The sequence below is a fragment of the Rahnella inusitata genome (assembly GCF_003263515.1).
Lineage (GTDB): Bacteria > Pseudomonadota > Gammaproteobacteria > Enterobacterales > Enterobacteriaceae > Rahnella > Rahnella inusitata.
Genome location: NZ_JYDE01000021.1, coordinates 92,470 through 107,172, shown reverse-complemented (window position 1 = coordinate 107,172; position 14,703 = coordinate 92,470). Strand labels below are relative to the sequence as shown.

Below are 14,703 nucleotides of genomic sequence, written 5' to 3'. Positions count from 1 at the left end.
TCGTGGGATTCTATAAAGGATAAGCTCACCTCACTTCCCGATCAAGGATGAAGAAAACGTTATCTCCCGGAATCAATAGAGTGAGGTCTGAAATGAAAGTCTCTGCTATTAATGAGTTTCCCCTGCCGCTGGAGGAGGCACGCATCAACGCGAGCGTGATCCTGTGTAGCGGATTTTTTGCTCAGGTTGTAATGCTGATAAAACTGACTGGCCTGCTAAGCTTTCCGTTCAGCATGATCCCGCTGCCCGTTTTACTTTGCACAGTATCCGCGGGCTTTTTTGCCGGCCAGATGAAAATGGTAATACAAAAAACGCCCCTGAAACGCACCTGTCTGGGGTTTATTATCACCGCCACCGGCCTTTTGCTGCTTCTCACCGTTAACAACAGGCTTGACGGATTAGCGCTGTTGCCGGGACTCGCGCTGTCGGGCATCGGACAGGGGATTGTTTTATCAGCGGTTCTCAGAAAAGGAGAACAAACAAAACCGGTGTGGTATTCACGGGGAGTGATGATCGGCGCACTCATTACAGCCACCGCCCTCACGATGACTTCATGCCTGCTTCTGCAATCGGGGTTTACCAGCCATGAGGGATATCCCTATGCTTTTGCCCTGTTAATGGATTTATCATTGTTCGGCGCAATCTACGTGCGGATGATAGAGCGGGAGAACGCTTAGTACTAAAAGGATAATCGTGACAGATGCGTGTGCGATTTGCCTTGCACGCCGGGGAGTTGAGATCATCTGATCTATAAGAAGTGACAGTTATTCATCTTAATATGTAAGTAAAACTGATCAATTAAGACTTTTCCATAAAAAAAATATATCTGATATTGTATGGGTAATTACAAGTTTCCACTCTGGAAGATTCAATGCTTTTAACCCTCGTTTATCGCAGTCATGTCAGCGAACATGTTCAGTCAGCCTCTCTGGAAGGGCTGGTTGCGCAAGCCAGCATTAAGAACGAAATATCCGGCATTACCGGCATCCTGCTGTTTGACGGAACGCATTTCTTCCAGCTGCTGGAAGGTCCCGAAGATGCCGTCGATGCCCTTTACAGCACCATCTGCCGCGATCGTCGTCATCATAACGTGGTGGAACTGATGCGCGATTACGCGCCCTCCCGCCGGTTCGGCAATGTGGGCATGGAACTGTTTGATTTGCGTAAGCATCATGAAGATGTAGTGCTTCAGGCCGTCCTCGATAAAGGGACGTCAAAGTATCGCCTCACCTATGATGACCGGGCATTACAATTCTTATGCACCTTTGTGCAGGCCCGCGAAAAAGAAAACTATCTTGAAATCCTGCCAAGCGGTTCCTGGTCTTTCATTGCCGATGAAGCGCTTAAACCTGAAGTAGAATTTATCTTTCCCGAAATGCAGGATTATAGCTTCGCTTTCCAGCCGATTGTCGATCCGCTGAGTAAGGAAATTGTCTCCTATGAGGCCACACTGCGCGGTCCGGACGGCGGTTCGCCGATGGGCTATTTCTCGCAGCTGTCCCGCACCACCATTTACGAAGCCGATCTCAAGTCTAAAAAACTGGCCTTTGCGCTCGCCAATAAGATGGGCATCAGTAATAAAACGCTGTGCATTAAGCTACTGCCGATGACGCTGGTGATGGTGCCGGATGCCGTCGAGTTTTTGGTGCAAGAAATCACCGCTAATGGCCTGGTGCCGGAGCAGATTGTGGTGGCGATCACCGAGAACGGCGTTATTACTCGTGAAGATAAATTTACCGCGGCCATGAAGCAGTTAAAAGCATCGGGAATGCGGCTGGCGATTGATGATTTCGGGGCAGGGTCGGCCGGGCTGTTGCTGCTGACGCAGTGTCAGCCGGACAAGATCATGATTGATCGCAACATCATTTGTGATGTGCACACCAGCGGGCCGAAACAGGCCGTGGTACAGGCGATCATCAGATTCTGTTCTTCACTGGAGGTCTCGGTTATCGCCACGGGCGTGGAAAAACCAGAAGAATGGATGTGGCTCGATGCGGCGGGGATTTGTAACTTCCAGGGCGAACTGTTTGCCACGCCAAGGCTTAATGGCGCGCCGGTTGTCGCCTGGCCGGAAGTTAAGCAGGAATATCAGTTAAGAGATCAAACCCTCTGACAGCCTGAGTATGGCTTCTTAAGAAAAGTATAAGCCCGGTAACAACGGTAGTTACCGGGCTCACTTCAAAATTCTGCCCCGCCGGTATTAGTCGTTATCGTCCGACGTGCGGTAAACCACATATTCCAGCGCTTCTAAGTAGACGTCCTGCTTACTCAATTCGCTTTCCTGCTCAATTTTCTGAATCAGACAAAGAATAATATCTTTGTGGGTCACATTATCTTTCTGATTCTTCAAATTGTTATAGATACGGATGACGGTTTCATTTCCAACCAGAAGCTCAGGATCTTCTGTCAGAATATAATCGGCCAATTTCACATGAGTATAAGACACATCTTGCATTTTAATACCCTCCGCGACCTGCTGTTGTTAACGTTTAATGAGACGCTGCGCTCAGATGCTGAAACCTGAGCGCAATGTTATTTAAGATGGAAACGTGAAATCTGTCGAATTCAGAAACCGGAATCATCCGGCGTCATACCCACGACCATTTCGAGGGCATTGCGCAGAACATCCAGTTGCACGACGTCTGACGTGCATTCCAGCTGATTAATAAGGTGTAAAATGATGGCCTTGTTGGTCACCGTTCCCTTCTCAGCCATAATAAGGCGGATCGCCGCACCCAGTACTTCTGTTTCGCTGGAGTACAACTCACCCGCTTTAGCAAAATGCTTATAAATTTCTGTACCGCTTACAGAGCCTGTCATCGGTCGGGACTGGTTTGATGTCATCGCGTCGCTGAAATGAGGGGTGCCAGCGCGGGAGGAATCAGTGTTTTTTCTGGTCATCGGACGGCCCTTGAGCATTGAAAAAGTGTCGTACATTGTCGACGTCCCGAACTTCGTAGCTGATCTGCGCACGCTTTTCAGCCAGATTATGACGGATCTCGTTAATGACCCGTTCGCAGGCGCTTTTTCGATTAATGTTATCCGCGTTTACAGCCATAAACTGTAATTGCGCAATGAGTCTGTCGGTGGATATTGGATTCTTTGATTTCAGCAAGGAAACCACCGCCTCACCAATCAGCTTATCAGTTAATTTTTCTTCGGTACTTCTATACATATTAGCAGCCTCTGAATATACGCTGGCCAAAGGTCTTGGGCAGATGAGCTTCAGGTTCAGAGTTATTATTTTACGCCAAAAGCAGTAAAACGTTGTTAGGCTATGAATGAATCAAGCCCGCGTAATATGTCATACTGGAATGCTTTGAAGCCAATCTTTAACTCTATAACTCACTCACTGTTGATTAGGAATCACGCTCCAGCACCAGACGGATCAGCTTCAAATAATGCCTTTCCTCTTCTTCACTGCCAGCCGCTTCAACACGATTTAACAGCTTAGAACACAGGGCTTTGCGATTGAGGTTCTTGCCTGCCTCCAGAATTTCGACTACCACCCGCCCCATTGTCTCTTCCTCAGAAAATACCTGACTGTACAGTGAAGGGGATGTGTCCGAAGACAATCCATTGTATCTATTCTGTCGCATGATTAACCCTTATGTTAATACGTGTGTGAATAATAATTTAGTGTGTGACCATAAAGTTATACAAGATATAAGAAGTTGTACAGGTATTTTAGGAAAAAAAAGCTAGCAATGTTTTAATGCGCAGGGAAATTAACTGTAAGCTAATGAATTTAAAGCATTCATCGCCTCAGGTCAAAACCGATACAACGGTGTAATTCGGGGGCAAGAACTTGTACAGACAAGGATGCTGGTTTTACCGTGAATTGAGTTTGATTACCCGATGTGGAGAAATACCTTCTACAATCTGACTAATGATCAAATTACACTATACTCCCCCACAGTATAATCATATACTCCCTCCCACTATACGAGGAGTTGCCATCGATGCCACATACCCCCGCTGAAAAGAAAAAGGTTTTATCACGCGTCAAACGCGTGCGCGGCCAGCTTGAAGCGCTTGAATTAGCGCTTCAACGTGGAGATGACTGCAGCCCGGTATTACAGCAAATCTCTGCCATCCGCGGCGCCGTCAATGGCCTGATGGCTGGCGTGCTGGAAAGTCATCTGCGCGAAGAACTGAAAAGTGCAGATGCCACAGAAGAATCACGAGACGCATCTATTGATGATGCCGTTGCTTTAATACGTACCTATCTTCGTTAACCCCGCTCTTTATGGCCATTTGAAAAACTCAAATCGCCCTATACCTTACCAAAAGGAAAAATCATGAAATCACGTGCAGCAGTCGCTTTCGGCCCCGGCAAACCGCTTGAAATTGTCGAAATTGACGTCGAGCCACCACGCGCCGGTGAAGTACTGGTAAAAATTACCCATACGGGTGTCTGCCATACCGATGCTTTTACCCTTTCAGGTGAGGATCCTGAAGGTGTGTTCCCGGCCGTGCTGGGACACGAAGGTGCCGGCATAGTGGTAGAAGTGGGCGAAGGTGTGACCAGCGTTGTGCCGGGCGATCACGTTATTCCGCTTTACACTGCAGAATGTGGCGAATGCCTGTTCTGTAAATCAGGTAAAACCAACCTGTGTGTCGCCGTTCGCGCCACGCAGGGCAAAGGGGTTATGCCTGATGGGACAACGCGTTTTTCCTACAACGGCCAGCCAATCTACCACTATATGGGCTGTTCAACCTTTAGCGAATACACCGTGGTGGCTGAAGTATCACTGGCAAAAATCAACCCTGAAGCCAACCATGAACACGTTTGCCTGTTAGGCTGCGGCGTCACCACCGGCATCGGCGCGGTTCACAACACCGCGAAAGTTCAGGAAGGTGATTCCGTTGCCATCTTTGGGCTGGGCGGCATTGGCCTTGCAGCACTTCAGGGGGCACGTCAGGCCAAAGCGGGTCGCATTATTGCCATTGATACCAATCCGGCGAAATTCGAACTGGCGAAGAAATTCGGCGCGACAGAATGTCTTAATCCGAATGATTTTGATAAGCCGATTCAGGAAGTCATTATCGAAATGACCGGATGGGGTGTCGACCATTCCTTCGAATGTATCGGTAACGTCAATGTGATGCGTGCCGCGCTGGAGAGTTCACACCGTGGCTGGGGACAGTCCGTCATTATCGGCGTCGCCGGTGCAGGGAAAGAGATCTCTACGCGTCCTTTCCAGCTCGTCACAGGCCGTCAGTGGAAAGGTTCTGCTTTCGGTGGTGTGAAGGGTCGAAGCGAGCTGCCGGGCATGGTGGAAGATGCCATGAAGGGTAAAATTGAGCTTGAGCCGTTTGTCACACACACCATGGAACTGGAGAAGATTAACGACGCTTTCGACCTGATGCACGAAGGTAAATCTATCCGTACGGTGATCCATTTTTAAACGTACTTTGCTGAAAGCGTAAAGCAGGTTTAACGAGTGAGGCGCGGGGGAAGAATTTTGGTTTCCCGCCCTCCTTCTCCCCTAAAAAGAGCATTCGCTTATGCTCACCCCGCTTTTCCCCGCACGCAGGCAATAATAGCAGGCAGGCTTGATGGCCTGGAATAGAAAAGGCCTGACGTTAAACATCAGACCTTTTCATATCATCCCCCTCAAATAATGAGAGGGGAAAACGACCAGGAGCGGGCGATCGTTTAATCGACCCGGCGCTTTAGATGTCGTTAATCATACGCGCGCGCTTCGTTACATCTTTAAATACGGCACTTTTGACGCGGGCACATATAAGGGTTTTCTTGTCGCTCAACTCCAGAGCCAGCATCTCTTTGGAGTCTTTGTTCATCATATCTCCCTCTTTCTTGAAGATATAAAAACTCTCATTGAGTTTTTTAAACTGTTGTTCATAAATTTTAAACTCTTCCGGATTGAGTTTTTTCAAAGCAGTGTATTCTTTGAGGCAGGCATCATTGTTGCCGGAGGTATTTTGAACAGCAGCCTCTTTGCCAGGTTGCGCACAAGCGCTGAGAAGGTACGGTTGCGCAAAGCATTGCGGTAGAGGAAAACATTTTAGTCATAGTAGTTTCAATCATCATGATGAATTATGTTGTGAAGTTACATTAGTTTAATCTATATGTGAAAGTAAAAATCGCAAATATTGACTGTTGTCATACAGATTTTTTATAAGCTATCCATCAGAGGATAATTAATCATGCTCGAACTCAGACCCGGCTGTGAATGTTGCGATAAAGATCTCCCGCCCGATGCGAAGGACGCCAAGATTTGTTCATTCGAATGCACATTCTGCGCCGCGTGCGCAGACAGTAAATTGAAGGGGATCTGTCCCAACTGCGGCGGGGAGTTGGTCAGCCGTCCTCGCCGTCCGGCTGGTAAATTAGCTAATAACCCGCCGTCGACGACCCGCGTACACAATCCGGCGGGATGCGAGGCAAAGTAATTTCATCCGCCTGGTCGCCCTTTGGGCAGCGCGGCAAAAAATCAGCGTGAGCGGGCGCGCGGGTCTGTTGCAGAATGTCTGCTAACATTTGCAGCGGTGCATCCGACCAGTCGGCACGCAAATCGACGCTGGCGTATTGCCGGTCGTCCCAGATTTTTAGCGCCGCGGATTTCAGCCCGCGCCGGTCGCCTCCGGCCTCTGCTCCGGCGTTCATCGCTGCCAGCAGACGGTCGGTGAACGGCAGAGAGTCGCGCTCGTCATAGGTTTTTAGCATCGCCTCCAGCGTTTCGCCGCCGGTCAGCAGGTTTCCGCCCACCACGCACTGTCGCCCAGTCAGGCTTCCCGCCCAAATGCCGCACGCGCCACCGCTCCACTGCGCGGTATTGCCCTGACTGTCCACAATCAGCACCTGTCTTCGGTCTGCGTCCGCATCGTTCTGAAGTATCTTTTTCAGCGCTGCGGCAGCGTCGTATCTTTCCTTTAACAGCGCCAGACCCTGTTCACCATACAGCGGATTGGTCATCGCCTGAGTGGCGATCGCACCGGTCTGCGCGTGGCCATGAACCACCAGCGCACCAACGGCAGGGCCTGCGGTGGCAGTCGCGACGCCCAGCGCCCCGGAATGGGGATCCCGTGCGACAATCGAAAAGGTCATAAGCACTCCGTGACAGTCTGGTTAAATTTATGCGTATAAATTATTGCAATTACGTTTATTTATACGCATAAATAATAGACAGGACAACGCCTGATTTTTCTCCTGAGGTGTTCATCACAGGTTTTACTTAGCGACGAGGTCGATATGCTGCCAGCTTTGCGAAAGTGTGTTATCCCGCTCTGTCTTTGCCTTGGCGCGCTGTCGTGGCAGGTGCCGGTGCAGGCAAAAACCCCGGCGGATGCGCTGTTAATTGGTCAGGTGGCGGAGCCGCAATCGCTCGATCCGCAGGTTGCCACAGCGGCCAACGACTCACGCATTCTGGTGAATATCTTCGACGGACTGGTGCGTAACGGCGAAGGAAAGCTGGATATCGAACCGGCGCTCGCCACACGCTGGGAAATCAGCCCGGACGGACTTACCTACCGTTTTCATCTGCGCGAAGGGGTGAAATTTCAGGACGGCACACCGTTCAATGCCGAAGCGGCTAAATTCACCTTTGACCGGATGCTGGATGATAAAAATCCGTGGCACAACACCGGCCCGTTCCCGCTGTCGTTCTTCTTCTCGTCGATAAAAACTATCGAAACGCCAGATGAAAACACGCTGGTATTTACCCTGAAAGAGCCCTTCTCACCGTTCCTTTCCAATCTCGCGACGCCCACCGGGCTTATTGTCTCGCCCGCCGCCGTGAAAAAATATGGCAAAGACTTTGGACGACATCCGGTCGGCACCGGCGCATTCACCTTTGCCGAATGGAAAGCCAATCAGCGCGTGGTGGTAACCGCCAATGACAGTTACTGGGACGGCAAACCGGCGGTCAAAAACGTGGTGTTCAGGCCGATCACCGACGGCAATACGCGGGTGGCTGAAATGCTGTCCGGCGGGATTGATGCCATGGTGGAAGTCCCGCCCGACACGGTCAAATTGTTCGCGGAGAAAAGCAATCGCTTCCGTCTCTATCAGACCACCGGCCCGCACGTCTGGTACGTGATGCTCAATACGCAGGTACCGCCGTTCAACGACGTGCGCGTACGGCAGGCGGTCAACTACGCCGTCAACAAACAGTCGCTGGCTGACAATATTTTGCAAGGATCGGCGGACGTTGCCGACGGACCCGTTCCGCGCGCCTTTAACTGGGCGGCCAACAAAGACGTGACGCCTTATCCGTATGACCCTGCCAAAGCCCGTGCGCTGCTGAAAGCTGCCGGTGCCGAAGGTGCGACGCTGACCTTTTACGTCACCGAGGGGGGATCCGGGATGTTGGATCCTGTCCCGATGGCGACCGCGATTCAGGCGGATCTCAAAGCCGTCGGGCTGAACGTCTCGATCCAGACCTACGAGTGGAACACCTATCTGTCGAAGGTTAATGCCGGTCTGGACAATCGCACTCACATGGCCGAAATGGCGTGGATGACTAACGATCCGGATACCCTGCCGTTCCTGACGCTGCGCACTGACGCCTGGCCGAAAAAAGGCGGCTTCAATTCCGGCTATTACAGTAATCCGCAGGTCGATACCCTGCTGCAAAAAGCACGCATGACCACCGATACCGCCGCCCGCGGCGCGCTTTATCGTCAGGTACAGCAGCTTGTACACGACGACGCCCCGTGGATTTTTGTTGCTAACTGGAAGCAGAACGCGGTGACATCCACGCGTATTCAGCACTTCGCGCTTCAACCTAACTTCAACCTGTTGCTCAACCGGGTGACCAAACAGTAATCGGAGATATTTATGGGGAGTTACGTGCTTAAAAGGCTGTTCTCGACCATTCCGGTGTTTATCGGGTTGTCGCTGATTGTCTTTTTGATTATGGCGATGATCCCAGGAAATCCGGCTCAGGCGCTGCTGGGTGCCTGGGCGACGCCGGAAAACGTCGCGCGAATAAATCAGGAGCTGGGGCTGAACAAGCCGCTGTATCAGCAGTATCTGATCTGGGCGGGAAATATTCTGCATGGCGATTTTGGCCGCTCTTATGTGCTCAACCGGCCAGTGATTGATGAAGTGATGGAGCGCTTCGGGGCGACGCTGCTGCTCGGCGGCTGCGCACTGTTGCTCAGCACCGTACTGGGTCTGCTGGCGGGAATTTTCTCGGCGGTGAGACAGTTTGGCTGGGGCGATCGCATCATCACGCTGCTGGTTTTGCTGGGGATTTCCATGCCTTCGTTCTGGATAGGGCTGCTGCTGATCATGCTGTTCGCCGTCCAGTTGCAATGGTTCCCGGCGTCAGGGATGTACGCCGTATGGGGAGGCGGAGACTGGTGGGATCTGCTGCACCATCTGACCCTGCCGGCGATCACGCTGGCGATTGTGGCGACCGGCGTAATCGCCCGTCTGACCCGCACGGCGATGCTCGAAGTTCTGCGCCAGGATTTTATCCGCACCGCCCGTGCCAAAGGGCTGTCTGAACGCAAAGTGATTTATAAACACGCCTTTCGCATGGCGCTGGTGTCGGTGATCCCCGTCATCGGCATTCAGGCCGGTTTTGTACTCGGCGGCGCGGTGTATATCGAGACCGTTTTCCAGTGGCCGGGACTGGGCGCGATGATGGTGAAAGCCGTTGCCACCCGTGACCTGCTGCTGGTTCAGGGCGGCGTGCTGGTTGCCGCTGCGGCCTACGTATTAATCAACCTGTGCGCGGACATTTTGCAGGCACTTCTCGATCCGAGGTTAAAATCATGAGTCAGGTTATTGCTCCCCCGACGTCGCGTCATCGTCAGCCTTTGTGGTCGCTGCTGCTGGCTAACCGGCTGGCAACGCTCGGCCTGACGCTACTGGTACTGGCTTTCGCCGCCGCCCTCGCCGCGCCGCTGCTGCCAATCCCCGATCCGGACACCACCGATCTGCTCAACCGCCTGCTGCCCCCTTTTTCTCCCGGCCACCTGCTGGGCACCGATCCGCTGGGCCGCGACATGCTCTCCCGCCTGCTGTGGGGAACGCGCGTGTCGCTGGCGGTGGGAATTTGCGCCACGCTGCTGGCGGCGTTTTTCGGCACGCTGATTGGCCTGGTCGCCGGCTATGCCGGGGGCAAAACCGACAGCCTGCTGATGCGGTTGATCGATATGCTGATGGCCTTCCCTTATATTCTGCTGGCGCTGGTGATCGTCGCGGTGCTGGGCCCCGGCCTGCTCAACGCGCTTTACGCCATCGCGGTGGTCAATATTCCGTTCTTTGCCCGTAATATTCGCGGCCTGACCGTCGGCCTGCGCCAGCGCGATTTTATTCAGGCGGCGCGGCTATCGGGTAAAAATCATCTGCAAATTTTGCTCACCGAAGTGCTGCCTAACGTCATGCCTGTTGTGGTCGTCACCATGTCTACCACCGTCGGCTGGATGATTTTAGAAACCGCCGGACTGTCGTTCCTCGGGCTGGGCACGCAGCCGCCTGATGCGGATCTTGGCTCGATGCTCGGTCAGGGGCGCGCGCAGATGTTCAGCGCACCGCATGTTTCAGTGGTGCCGGGACTGATGATTTTCTTACTGGTGATGAGTTTTAATCTGCTCGGCGACGGTATCCGCGATCTGCTGGATCCGCGCCTGAAGTCCGGCATTCTTCTGCGCGCCCGTGCGGTAACGGCGGTCAACCGCGCCAGCGTTCCGCCTGCCGTAAAAGGCAGTGATGCACTGCTGGAAGTGGTGGATTTGCAGGTGAATTTCCGTTCGGGTAATCAGTCGGTCGCCGCAGTCAAAGGCGTCAGTTTTCACGTTGCTAAGGGCGAATGTCTGGGGCTTATCGGCGAAAGCGGATCGGGGAAAAGCGTCACGGCGCTCTCGGTGATGGGGCTGGTGTCATCCCCACCGGGAGAAATCACCGGCGGCGCGATTTATGTCGGCGGCGAAGAGATGCTGTCGCTGGCGCAAAACCAGCTGCAACAGCAGCGCGGCGCACGCGTAGCCTATATTTTCCAGGATCCGCTCACTACCCTGCATCCGCAATTCAGCATTGGTGCGCAGATAATCGAAGCCATTCAGGCGCATCAGCCGCTTTCCGCCCACGCCGCTAAAGAGAAAGCGCTGGCGCTGCTGGCAAGCGTTGGCATTCAGGATGCCGCTTCGCGTTTCAACGCCTTCCCGCATCAGCTTTCTGGCGGACAACGGCAGCGCGTCGGAATTGCCATGGCGCTGTCGAATGACCCGGAAATCATCATTGCCGATGAGCCCACCACCGCACTGGACGTCACCGTGCAGGCGCGCATTCTCGAGCTGCTGCAACAACTGCGGCGCGAGCGCGGCCTGACGCTGCTGTTCATCACCCATGATTTTGGCGTCATCGCCCAGATCTGTGACCGCGTGGCAGTGATGCGTCACGGTGAAATCGTCGAAACCGGAGAGACCGGCGCGGTGCTGCGCTGTCCGCAACACGACTACACCCGCAGGCTGATTGCCAGCGTGCCGAAACTCGGTCAGGGGCGCGGTTTCCTCGAACAAATCGGTAAGCTTTATGCCACAGAAAACAGACAGCCGGAGGCACGATGAGCAATGTGATTGAAGTCAGCGGATTAGTGAAAACGTTCCGCAGCACCTCCGGCTGGTTTTCCGGCAAACAGCATCAGGTCAATGCGGTCAAAGGCGTGTCGTTCAGCCTTGCGAAAGGCGAGACGCTGGCGGTAGTCGGCGAAAGTGGCTCCGGGAAAAGTACACTGGCGCGGATGCTGGTCGGGCTGGAACGCCCGACGTCCGGCACCATCAAACTGATGGGCGAAGAGATGTCCGCGCACGTCCGGCGCGGCGATAAAGCGTTCGGCAAGATGATCCAGTACGTGTTTCAGGATCCGGTGGCGTCGCTTAATCCGCGCAAAACTATCGCCGCTACGCTCGACGTTCCGCTGCGGTATCTGTGCGACTACCCTGCCGCGCGACGTAAAGCGCGGATGCTGGAACTGATGGAGGCGGTGCAAATGCCCGCCGATGCGCTGACGGGTTTTCCGCATGAGTTCTCCGGCGGACAGGCACAGCGGTTGGCGATTGCCCGCGCACTGGCCGCCGAGGCGCGCATTCTGGTGCTCGACGAACCGGTCAGCGCGCTCGATGTCTCGGTGCAGGCGCAGGTGCTGTTGCTGCTCGATCAGCTCAAACGCGACTTCGGCCTCTCCTATCTGTTCATCAGCCATGATCTGGCGGTGGTAGAGTCGATTGCCGATCGCGTGGCGGTGATGTATCACGGGGATTTGGTAGAATGCGCCGATAATGACATGCTGTTCAACGCGCCGCAGCACGACTACACGCAACGTCTGCTGGCCAGCGCGCCAAGGGTTTGAACCGATGAAGGGATTTATGAGCACTGAAACATCACACCAGCCGGAACCGGTACGCCGTAAACGCACCGACGAAATCGTCGACGCCATCAAAGAAAGTATCATCAGTGAAAACCTGCTGCCGGGCGACCGCCTGCCGCAGGAAAAAGACCTGATCACCCGCTACGCCGCCGGCAAAGGCACGGTGCGCGAAGCGCTGAAATCGCTCGAGGTTCAGGGGCTTATCCGTACCAAAACTGGCCCCGGCGGCGGCGCGTTTATCGATTCCATGACCGAATCTCGCGCCATGAGTTTGCTGTCGAATTACCTTTTTACCCGCCAGCTTTCGATCAGTAATATCTACGCGCTGCGCAAAGCACTGGAGCCGCTGGTGGCGGTCAGCGCCATCGGGAATATCGACGCCAAAGGGTTTGAGCAGTTGCATCAGCTGATCGCCGTATACGATCACGAGCCCGCTGACGAAACCGAGCGCTGGGAACAGCGCATGGCCGAGCTGGATTTCCACGGCGTGGTCGCCAGTTATTCTGATAACGTCCTGCTGGCGTTTATCTGCCACTTCCTGCAACGTCTGCTGAAAGATCTGGCCGTCTGCAAAGACATCTACCAGCGCCCGGAACCGGTGGAGCGCAGCACGGGAATCGACTATCAATATAAGCTGATCGACGCCATGCGCCGTCAGGACGCCGAGGCCGTACAGCAAATCATGACCGAACACATGCAGCACGCCGAAGACGCCATGCTTGGGTTAGAGGCGACGCTTGAGGACAGGTTTTTAAGTGAGCGATAACCTGACTAAAGACGCGTTGTTTCGCTGAGATTCAGACACAAAAAAGCCGGCCACATTTTCATGTCACCGGCTTTTTAATGCGTACTGATTAATGCGTACTAACGCAAAACCCTGTCTTACGCGTTCAGAAGTTGCTGAGCGGTTTTATCCACCAGCGCCAGCAGGACTTTCACATCATCCAGCGTCACGGTCGGGTTCAGCAGGGTCAGCTTCAGACAGGTCACGCCGTTGTGCTCGGTAACACCCACGTTAGCGCGCCCTGAGTCCAGCAGTGCATCGCCGATCTTCTGGTTCAGCAGTGCGATAGCCGCATCGCTGCTGTTGCCCAGTTGCTCAGGACGGTAGCGGAACAGCACGCTTGCCAGCTGTGGCTGCATGACCAGTTCCAGCGACGGCTCAGCGGTGACGAACTTCGCCACATCTTGTGCCAGCGTCACGCCGTGGTCGATAATTTCGGCATACTGCTTCTGCCCTAATGCTTCCAGACCCATCCACAATTTCAGCGCATCGAAACGGCGGGTGGTTTGCAACGATTTGGACACCAGATTCGGCACGCCCGCTTCTTCGTCAAACTCGGAATTCAGGTAAGCCGCCTGGTAGCGCATCAGCTCATAGTGACGCGCTTCTTTAAGCAGGAACGCGCCGCAGCTGATGGTCTGGAAGAACTGCTTGTGGAAGTCCAGCGTGATGGAATCCACTAACTCGATGCCATCCAGATAGTCGCGATATTTTTCAGACAGCAACAGCGCACCGCCCCATGCTGCATCCACATGCACCCAGATCTGATGCTGTGCCGCAAGTTCAGCAATCTCACGCAGTGGATCAATCGCACCTGCGTCGGTGGTACCTGCAGTCGCCACAATCGCCAGAATCTGCTCGCCGTTGGCCTGCGCCGTAGCAAGTTTCTCTTTCAGATCGTTAACGTCCATGCGGGCAAACGCATCAGTTTTCACCAGAGTGACCGACTGATAGCCCAGACCCAGCAACGCCATATTCTTCTGCACCGAGAAATGGGCATTTTCAGAACAGAACACTTTGATCTTTTTCAGGTTACCGACCAGACCGTCTTGCTGAACAGAGTGCCCCTGACGGGCGAAGAAGGCGTCACGCGCCAGCATCAGCCCCATCAGGTTACTCTGGGTGCCACCGCTGGTGAACACACCCGCATCGCCAGCCTGATAGCCGACCTGAGTTCGCAGCCATTCAATCAGCTTCATCTCAATGATGGTGGCTGACGGGCTTTGGTCCCAGGAGTCCATGCTCTGGTTAGTGGCGTTAATCAACACTTCAGCGGCCTGGCTGATCACCAGGCTCGGGCAATGTAAATGCGCGACGCACTGCGGGTGATGCACCGACAGGCTGTCTTTTAAAAAGTACTCAATCGCACGTTCAATGGCGGCCTGATTGCCCAGGCCGTTTGGATTGAAATCAAGCGTAATGCGCTCACGCAGTTCGGCAACGGATTTCCCCTGATACATCTCAGGTTGTTGCAGCCACTGCACAACAGCTGCGCTGCTCTGTGCAATCGCCTGCTGGTACGCTTCAGTGCTTTGCGCTGAAGCCGCCAGAATCGGGTTTAACTCGGACATC

General features: G+C 53.8%; 17 protein-coding genes. 10 read left to right on the top strand and 7 right to left on the bottom strand.

The window, feature by feature from the left end; genetic code table 11:
- Positions 1-92 precede the first annotated feature (92 nt).
- Complete coding sequence (locus TU92_RS14320; protein WP_136627591.1) at positions 93-677, top strand: hypothetical protein; 585 nt, start codon at positions 93-95, stop codon at positions 675-677.
- 194 nt (positions 678-871) lie between these two features.
- Complete coding sequence (locus TU92_RS14315) at positions 872-2,113, top strand: diguanylate phosphodiesterase (protein WP_112167894.1); 1,242 nt, start codon at positions 872-874, stop codon at positions 2,111-2,113.
- 87 nt (positions 2,114-2,200) lie between these two features.
- Here TU92_RS14315 and TU92_RS14310 read toward each other — a convergent pair whose 3' ends face one another.
- The 4 genes from TU92_RS14310 to ycgZ all read right to left on the bottom strand — a co-directional run bounded on the left by TU92_RS14310 (position 2,201) and on the right by ycgZ (position 3,599).
- Positions 2,201-2,455: a biofilm development regulator YmgB/AriR family protein gene (locus TU92_RS14310; protein ID WP_112167893.1), complete on the bottom strand. Its 255-nt coding sequence runs from the start codon at positions 2,453-2,455 to the stop codon at positions 2,201-2,203.
- 110 nt (positions 2,456-2,565) lie between these two features.
- Complete coding sequence (locus TU92_RS14305; protein WP_414060403.1) at positions 2,566-2,901, bottom strand: biofilm/acid-resistance regulator YmgB/AriR; 336 nt, start codon at positions 2,899-2,901, stop codon at positions 2,566-2,568.
- Positions 2,882-3,175 carry a hypothetical protein gene (locus tag TU92_RS14300; RefSeq protein ID WP_112167891.1) on the bottom strand — a complete coding sequence of 98 codons (294 nt, stop codon included), beginning with the start codon at positions 3,173-3,175 and terminating at the stop codon, positions 2,882-2,884. Before TU92_RS14300 ends, TU92_RS14305 begins: the two co-directional genes overlap by 20 nt.
- 184 nt (positions 3,176-3,359) lie before the next feature.
- Positions 3,360-3,599 carry a regulatory protein YcgZ gene (gene ycgZ, locus TU92_RS14295; protein WP_112167890.1) on the bottom strand — a complete coding sequence of 80 codons (240 nt, stop codon included), beginning with the start codon at positions 3,597-3,599 and terminating at the stop codon, positions 3,360-3,362.
- Between the two features lie 363 nt (positions 3,600-3,962).
- Here ycgZ and frmR point away from each other — a divergent pair, with 363 nt between their 5' ends.
- Complete coding sequence (gene frmR, locus TU92_RS14290; RefSeq protein ID WP_112167889.1) at positions 3,963-4,238, top strand: formaldehyde-responsive transcriptional repressor FrmR; 276 nt, start codon at positions 3,963-3,965, stop codon at positions 4,236-4,238.
- Between the two features lie 63 nt (positions 4,239-4,301).
- Positions 4,302-5,411, top strand: coding sequence for an S-(hydroxymethyl)glutathione dehydrogenase/class III alcohol dehydrogenase (locus TU92_RS14285; RefSeq protein WP_112167888.1), 1,110 nt, complete (start codon positions 4,302-4,304; stop codon positions 5,409-5,411).
- 268 nt (positions 5,412-5,679) lie between these two features.
- Here the strand turns inward: TU92_RS14285 and TU92_RS14280 are convergent, their stop codons facing one another.
- A complete protein-coding gene (locus TU92_RS14280; protein ID WP_112167887.1) occupies positions 5,680-5,904 on the bottom strand; it encodes a hypothetical protein in 225 nt (74 codons plus the stop codon).
- 270 nt (positions 5,905-6,174) lie between these two features.
- Here TU92_RS14280 and TU92_RS14275 point away from each other — a divergent pair, with 270 nt between their 5' ends.
- The gene (locus tag TU92_RS14275; protein ID WP_112167886.1) at positions 6,175-6,420 is read left to right on the top strand and encodes a DUF1272 domain-containing protein; all 246 of its coding nucleotides are present in this window, start codon (positions 6,175-6,177) and stop codon (positions 6,418-6,420) included.
- Here TU92_RS14275 and TU92_RS14270 read toward each other — a convergent pair.
- Positions 6,362-7,075: a DUF1028 domain-containing protein gene (locus tag TU92_RS14270; protein ID WP_112167885.1), complete on the bottom strand. Its 714-nt coding sequence runs from the start codon at positions 7,073-7,075 to the stop codon at positions 6,362-6,364. The two genes, TU92_RS14275 and TU92_RS14270, sit on opposite strands and share 59 nt — an antisense overlap.
- 144 nt (positions 7,076-7,219) lie before the next feature.
- Here TU92_RS14270 and TU92_RS14265 point away from each other — a divergent pair, with 144 nt between their 5' ends.
- Genes TU92_RS14265 through TU92_RS14245 form a run of 5 tightly spaced genes read left to right on the top strand, consistent with a single transcriptional unit; the run spans position 7,220 to position 13,113 of the window.
- The gene (locus tag TU92_RS14265) at positions 7,220-8,794 is read left to right on the top strand and encodes an ABC transporter substrate-binding protein (RefSeq protein ID WP_112167884.1); all 1,575 of its coding nucleotides are present in this window, start codon (positions 7,220-7,222) and stop codon (positions 8,792-8,794) included.
- 12 nt (positions 8,795-8,806) lie between these two features.
- The gene (locus TU92_RS14260) at positions 8,807-9,754 is read left to right on the top strand and encodes an ABC transporter permease (RefSeq protein WP_112167883.1); all 948 of its coding nucleotides are present in this window, start codon (positions 8,807-8,809) and stop codon (positions 9,752-9,754) included.
- Positions 9,751-11,547 (top strand): dipeptide/oligopeptide/nickel ABC transporter permease/ATP-binding protein, encoded by a 1,797-nt coding sequence (locus TU92_RS14255; protein ID WP_112167882.1) that lies wholly within the window; start codon positions 9,751-9,753, stop codon positions 11,545-11,547. Before TU92_RS14260 ends, TU92_RS14255 begins: the two co-directional genes overlap by 4 nt.
- Complete coding sequence (locus TU92_RS14250) at positions 11,544-12,329, top strand: ATP-binding cassette domain-containing protein (protein ID WP_112167881.1); 786 nt, start codon at positions 11,544-11,546, stop codon at positions 12,327-12,329. Before TU92_RS14255 ends, TU92_RS14250 begins: the two co-directional genes overlap by 4 nt.
- Positions 12,330-12,345: 16 nt before the next feature.
- Positions 12,346-13,113 carry a FadR/GntR family transcriptional regulator gene (locus tag TU92_RS14245; RefSeq protein ID WP_112167880.1) on the top strand — a complete coding sequence of 256 codons (768 nt, stop codon included), beginning with the start codon at positions 12,346-12,348 and terminating at the stop codon, positions 13,111-13,113.
- Between the two features lie 116 nt (positions 13,114-13,229).
- Here TU92_RS14245 and TU92_RS14240 read toward each other — a convergent pair whose 3' ends face one another.
- On the bottom strand, positions 13,230-14,702 hold the full coding sequence (locus tag TU92_RS14240) for a pyridoxal phosphate-dependent decarboxylase family protein (protein WP_112167940.1): 1,473 nt from the start codon (positions 14,700-14,702) through the stop codon (positions 13,230-13,232).
- Between the last annotated feature and the right edge of the window lies 1 nt (position 14,703).

What these genes read in the sequence shown, in the direction of transcription:
- TU92_RS14320 (WP_136627591.1), top strand. Translation starts at nt 93, where the DNA reads ATGAAAGTCTCTGCTATTAATGAGTTTCCCCTGCCGCTGGAGGAGGCA.
- TU92_RS14315 (WP_112167894.1), top strand. Translation starts at nt 872, where the DNA reads ATGCTTTTAACCCTCGTTTATCGCAGTCATGTCAGCGAACATGTTCAG.
- TU92_RS14310 (WP_112167893.1), bottom strand. Translation starts at nt 2,455, where the DNA reads ATGCAAGATGTGTCTTATACTCATGTGAAATTGGCCGATTATATTCTG.
- TU92_RS14305 (WP_414060403.1), bottom strand. Translation starts at nt 2,901, where the DNA reads ATGACCAGAAAAAACACTGATTCCTCCCGCGCTGGCACCCCTCATTTC.
- TU92_RS14300 (WP_112167891.1), bottom strand. Translation starts at nt 3,175, where the DNA reads ATGTATAGAAGTACCGAAGAAAAATTAACTGATAAGCTGATTGGTGAG.
- ycgZ (WP_112167890.1), bottom strand. Translation starts at nt 3,599, where the DNA reads ATGCGACAGAATAGATACAATGGATTGTCTTCGGACACATCCCCTTCA.
- frmR (WP_112167889.1), top strand. Translation starts at nt 3,963, where the DNA reads ATGCCACATACCCCCGCTGAAAAGAAAAAGGTTTTATCACGCGTCAAA.
- TU92_RS14285 (WP_112167888.1), top strand. Translation starts at nt 4,302, where the DNA reads ATGAAATCACGTGCAGCAGTCGCTTTCGGCCCCGGCAAACCGCTTGAA.
- TU92_RS14275 (WP_112167886.1), top strand. Translation starts at nt 6,175, where the DNA reads ATGCTCGAACTCAGACCCGGCTGTGAATGTTGCGATAAAGATCTCCCG.
- TU92_RS14270 (WP_112167885.1), bottom strand. Translation starts at nt 7,075, where the DNA reads ATGACCTTTTCGATTGTCGCACGGGATCCCCATTCCGGGGCGCTGGGC.
- TU92_RS14265 (WP_112167884.1), top strand. Translation starts at nt 7,220, where the DNA reads ATGCTGCCAGCTTTGCGAAAGTGTGTTATCCCGCTCTGTCTTTGCCTT.
- TU92_RS14260 (WP_112167883.1), top strand. Translation starts at nt 8,807, where the DNA reads ATGGGGAGTTACGTGCTTAAAAGGCTGTTCTCGACCATTCCGGTGTTT.
- TU92_RS14255 (WP_112167882.1), top strand. Translation starts at nt 9,751, where the DNA reads ATGAGTCAGGTTATTGCTCCCCCGACGTCGCGTCATCGTCAGCCTTTG.
- TU92_RS14250 (WP_112167881.1), top strand. Translation starts at nt 11,544, where the DNA reads ATGAGCAATGTGATTGAAGTCAGCGGATTAGTGAAAACGTTCCGCAGC.
- TU92_RS14245 (WP_112167880.1), top strand. Translation starts at nt 12,346, where the DNA reads ATGAGCACTGAAACATCACACCAGCCGGAACCGGTACGCCGTAAACGC.
- TU92_RS14240 (WP_112167940.1), bottom strand. Translation starts at nt 14,702, where the DNA reads ATGTCCGAGTTAAACCCGATTCTGGCGGCTTCAGCGCAAAGCACTGAA.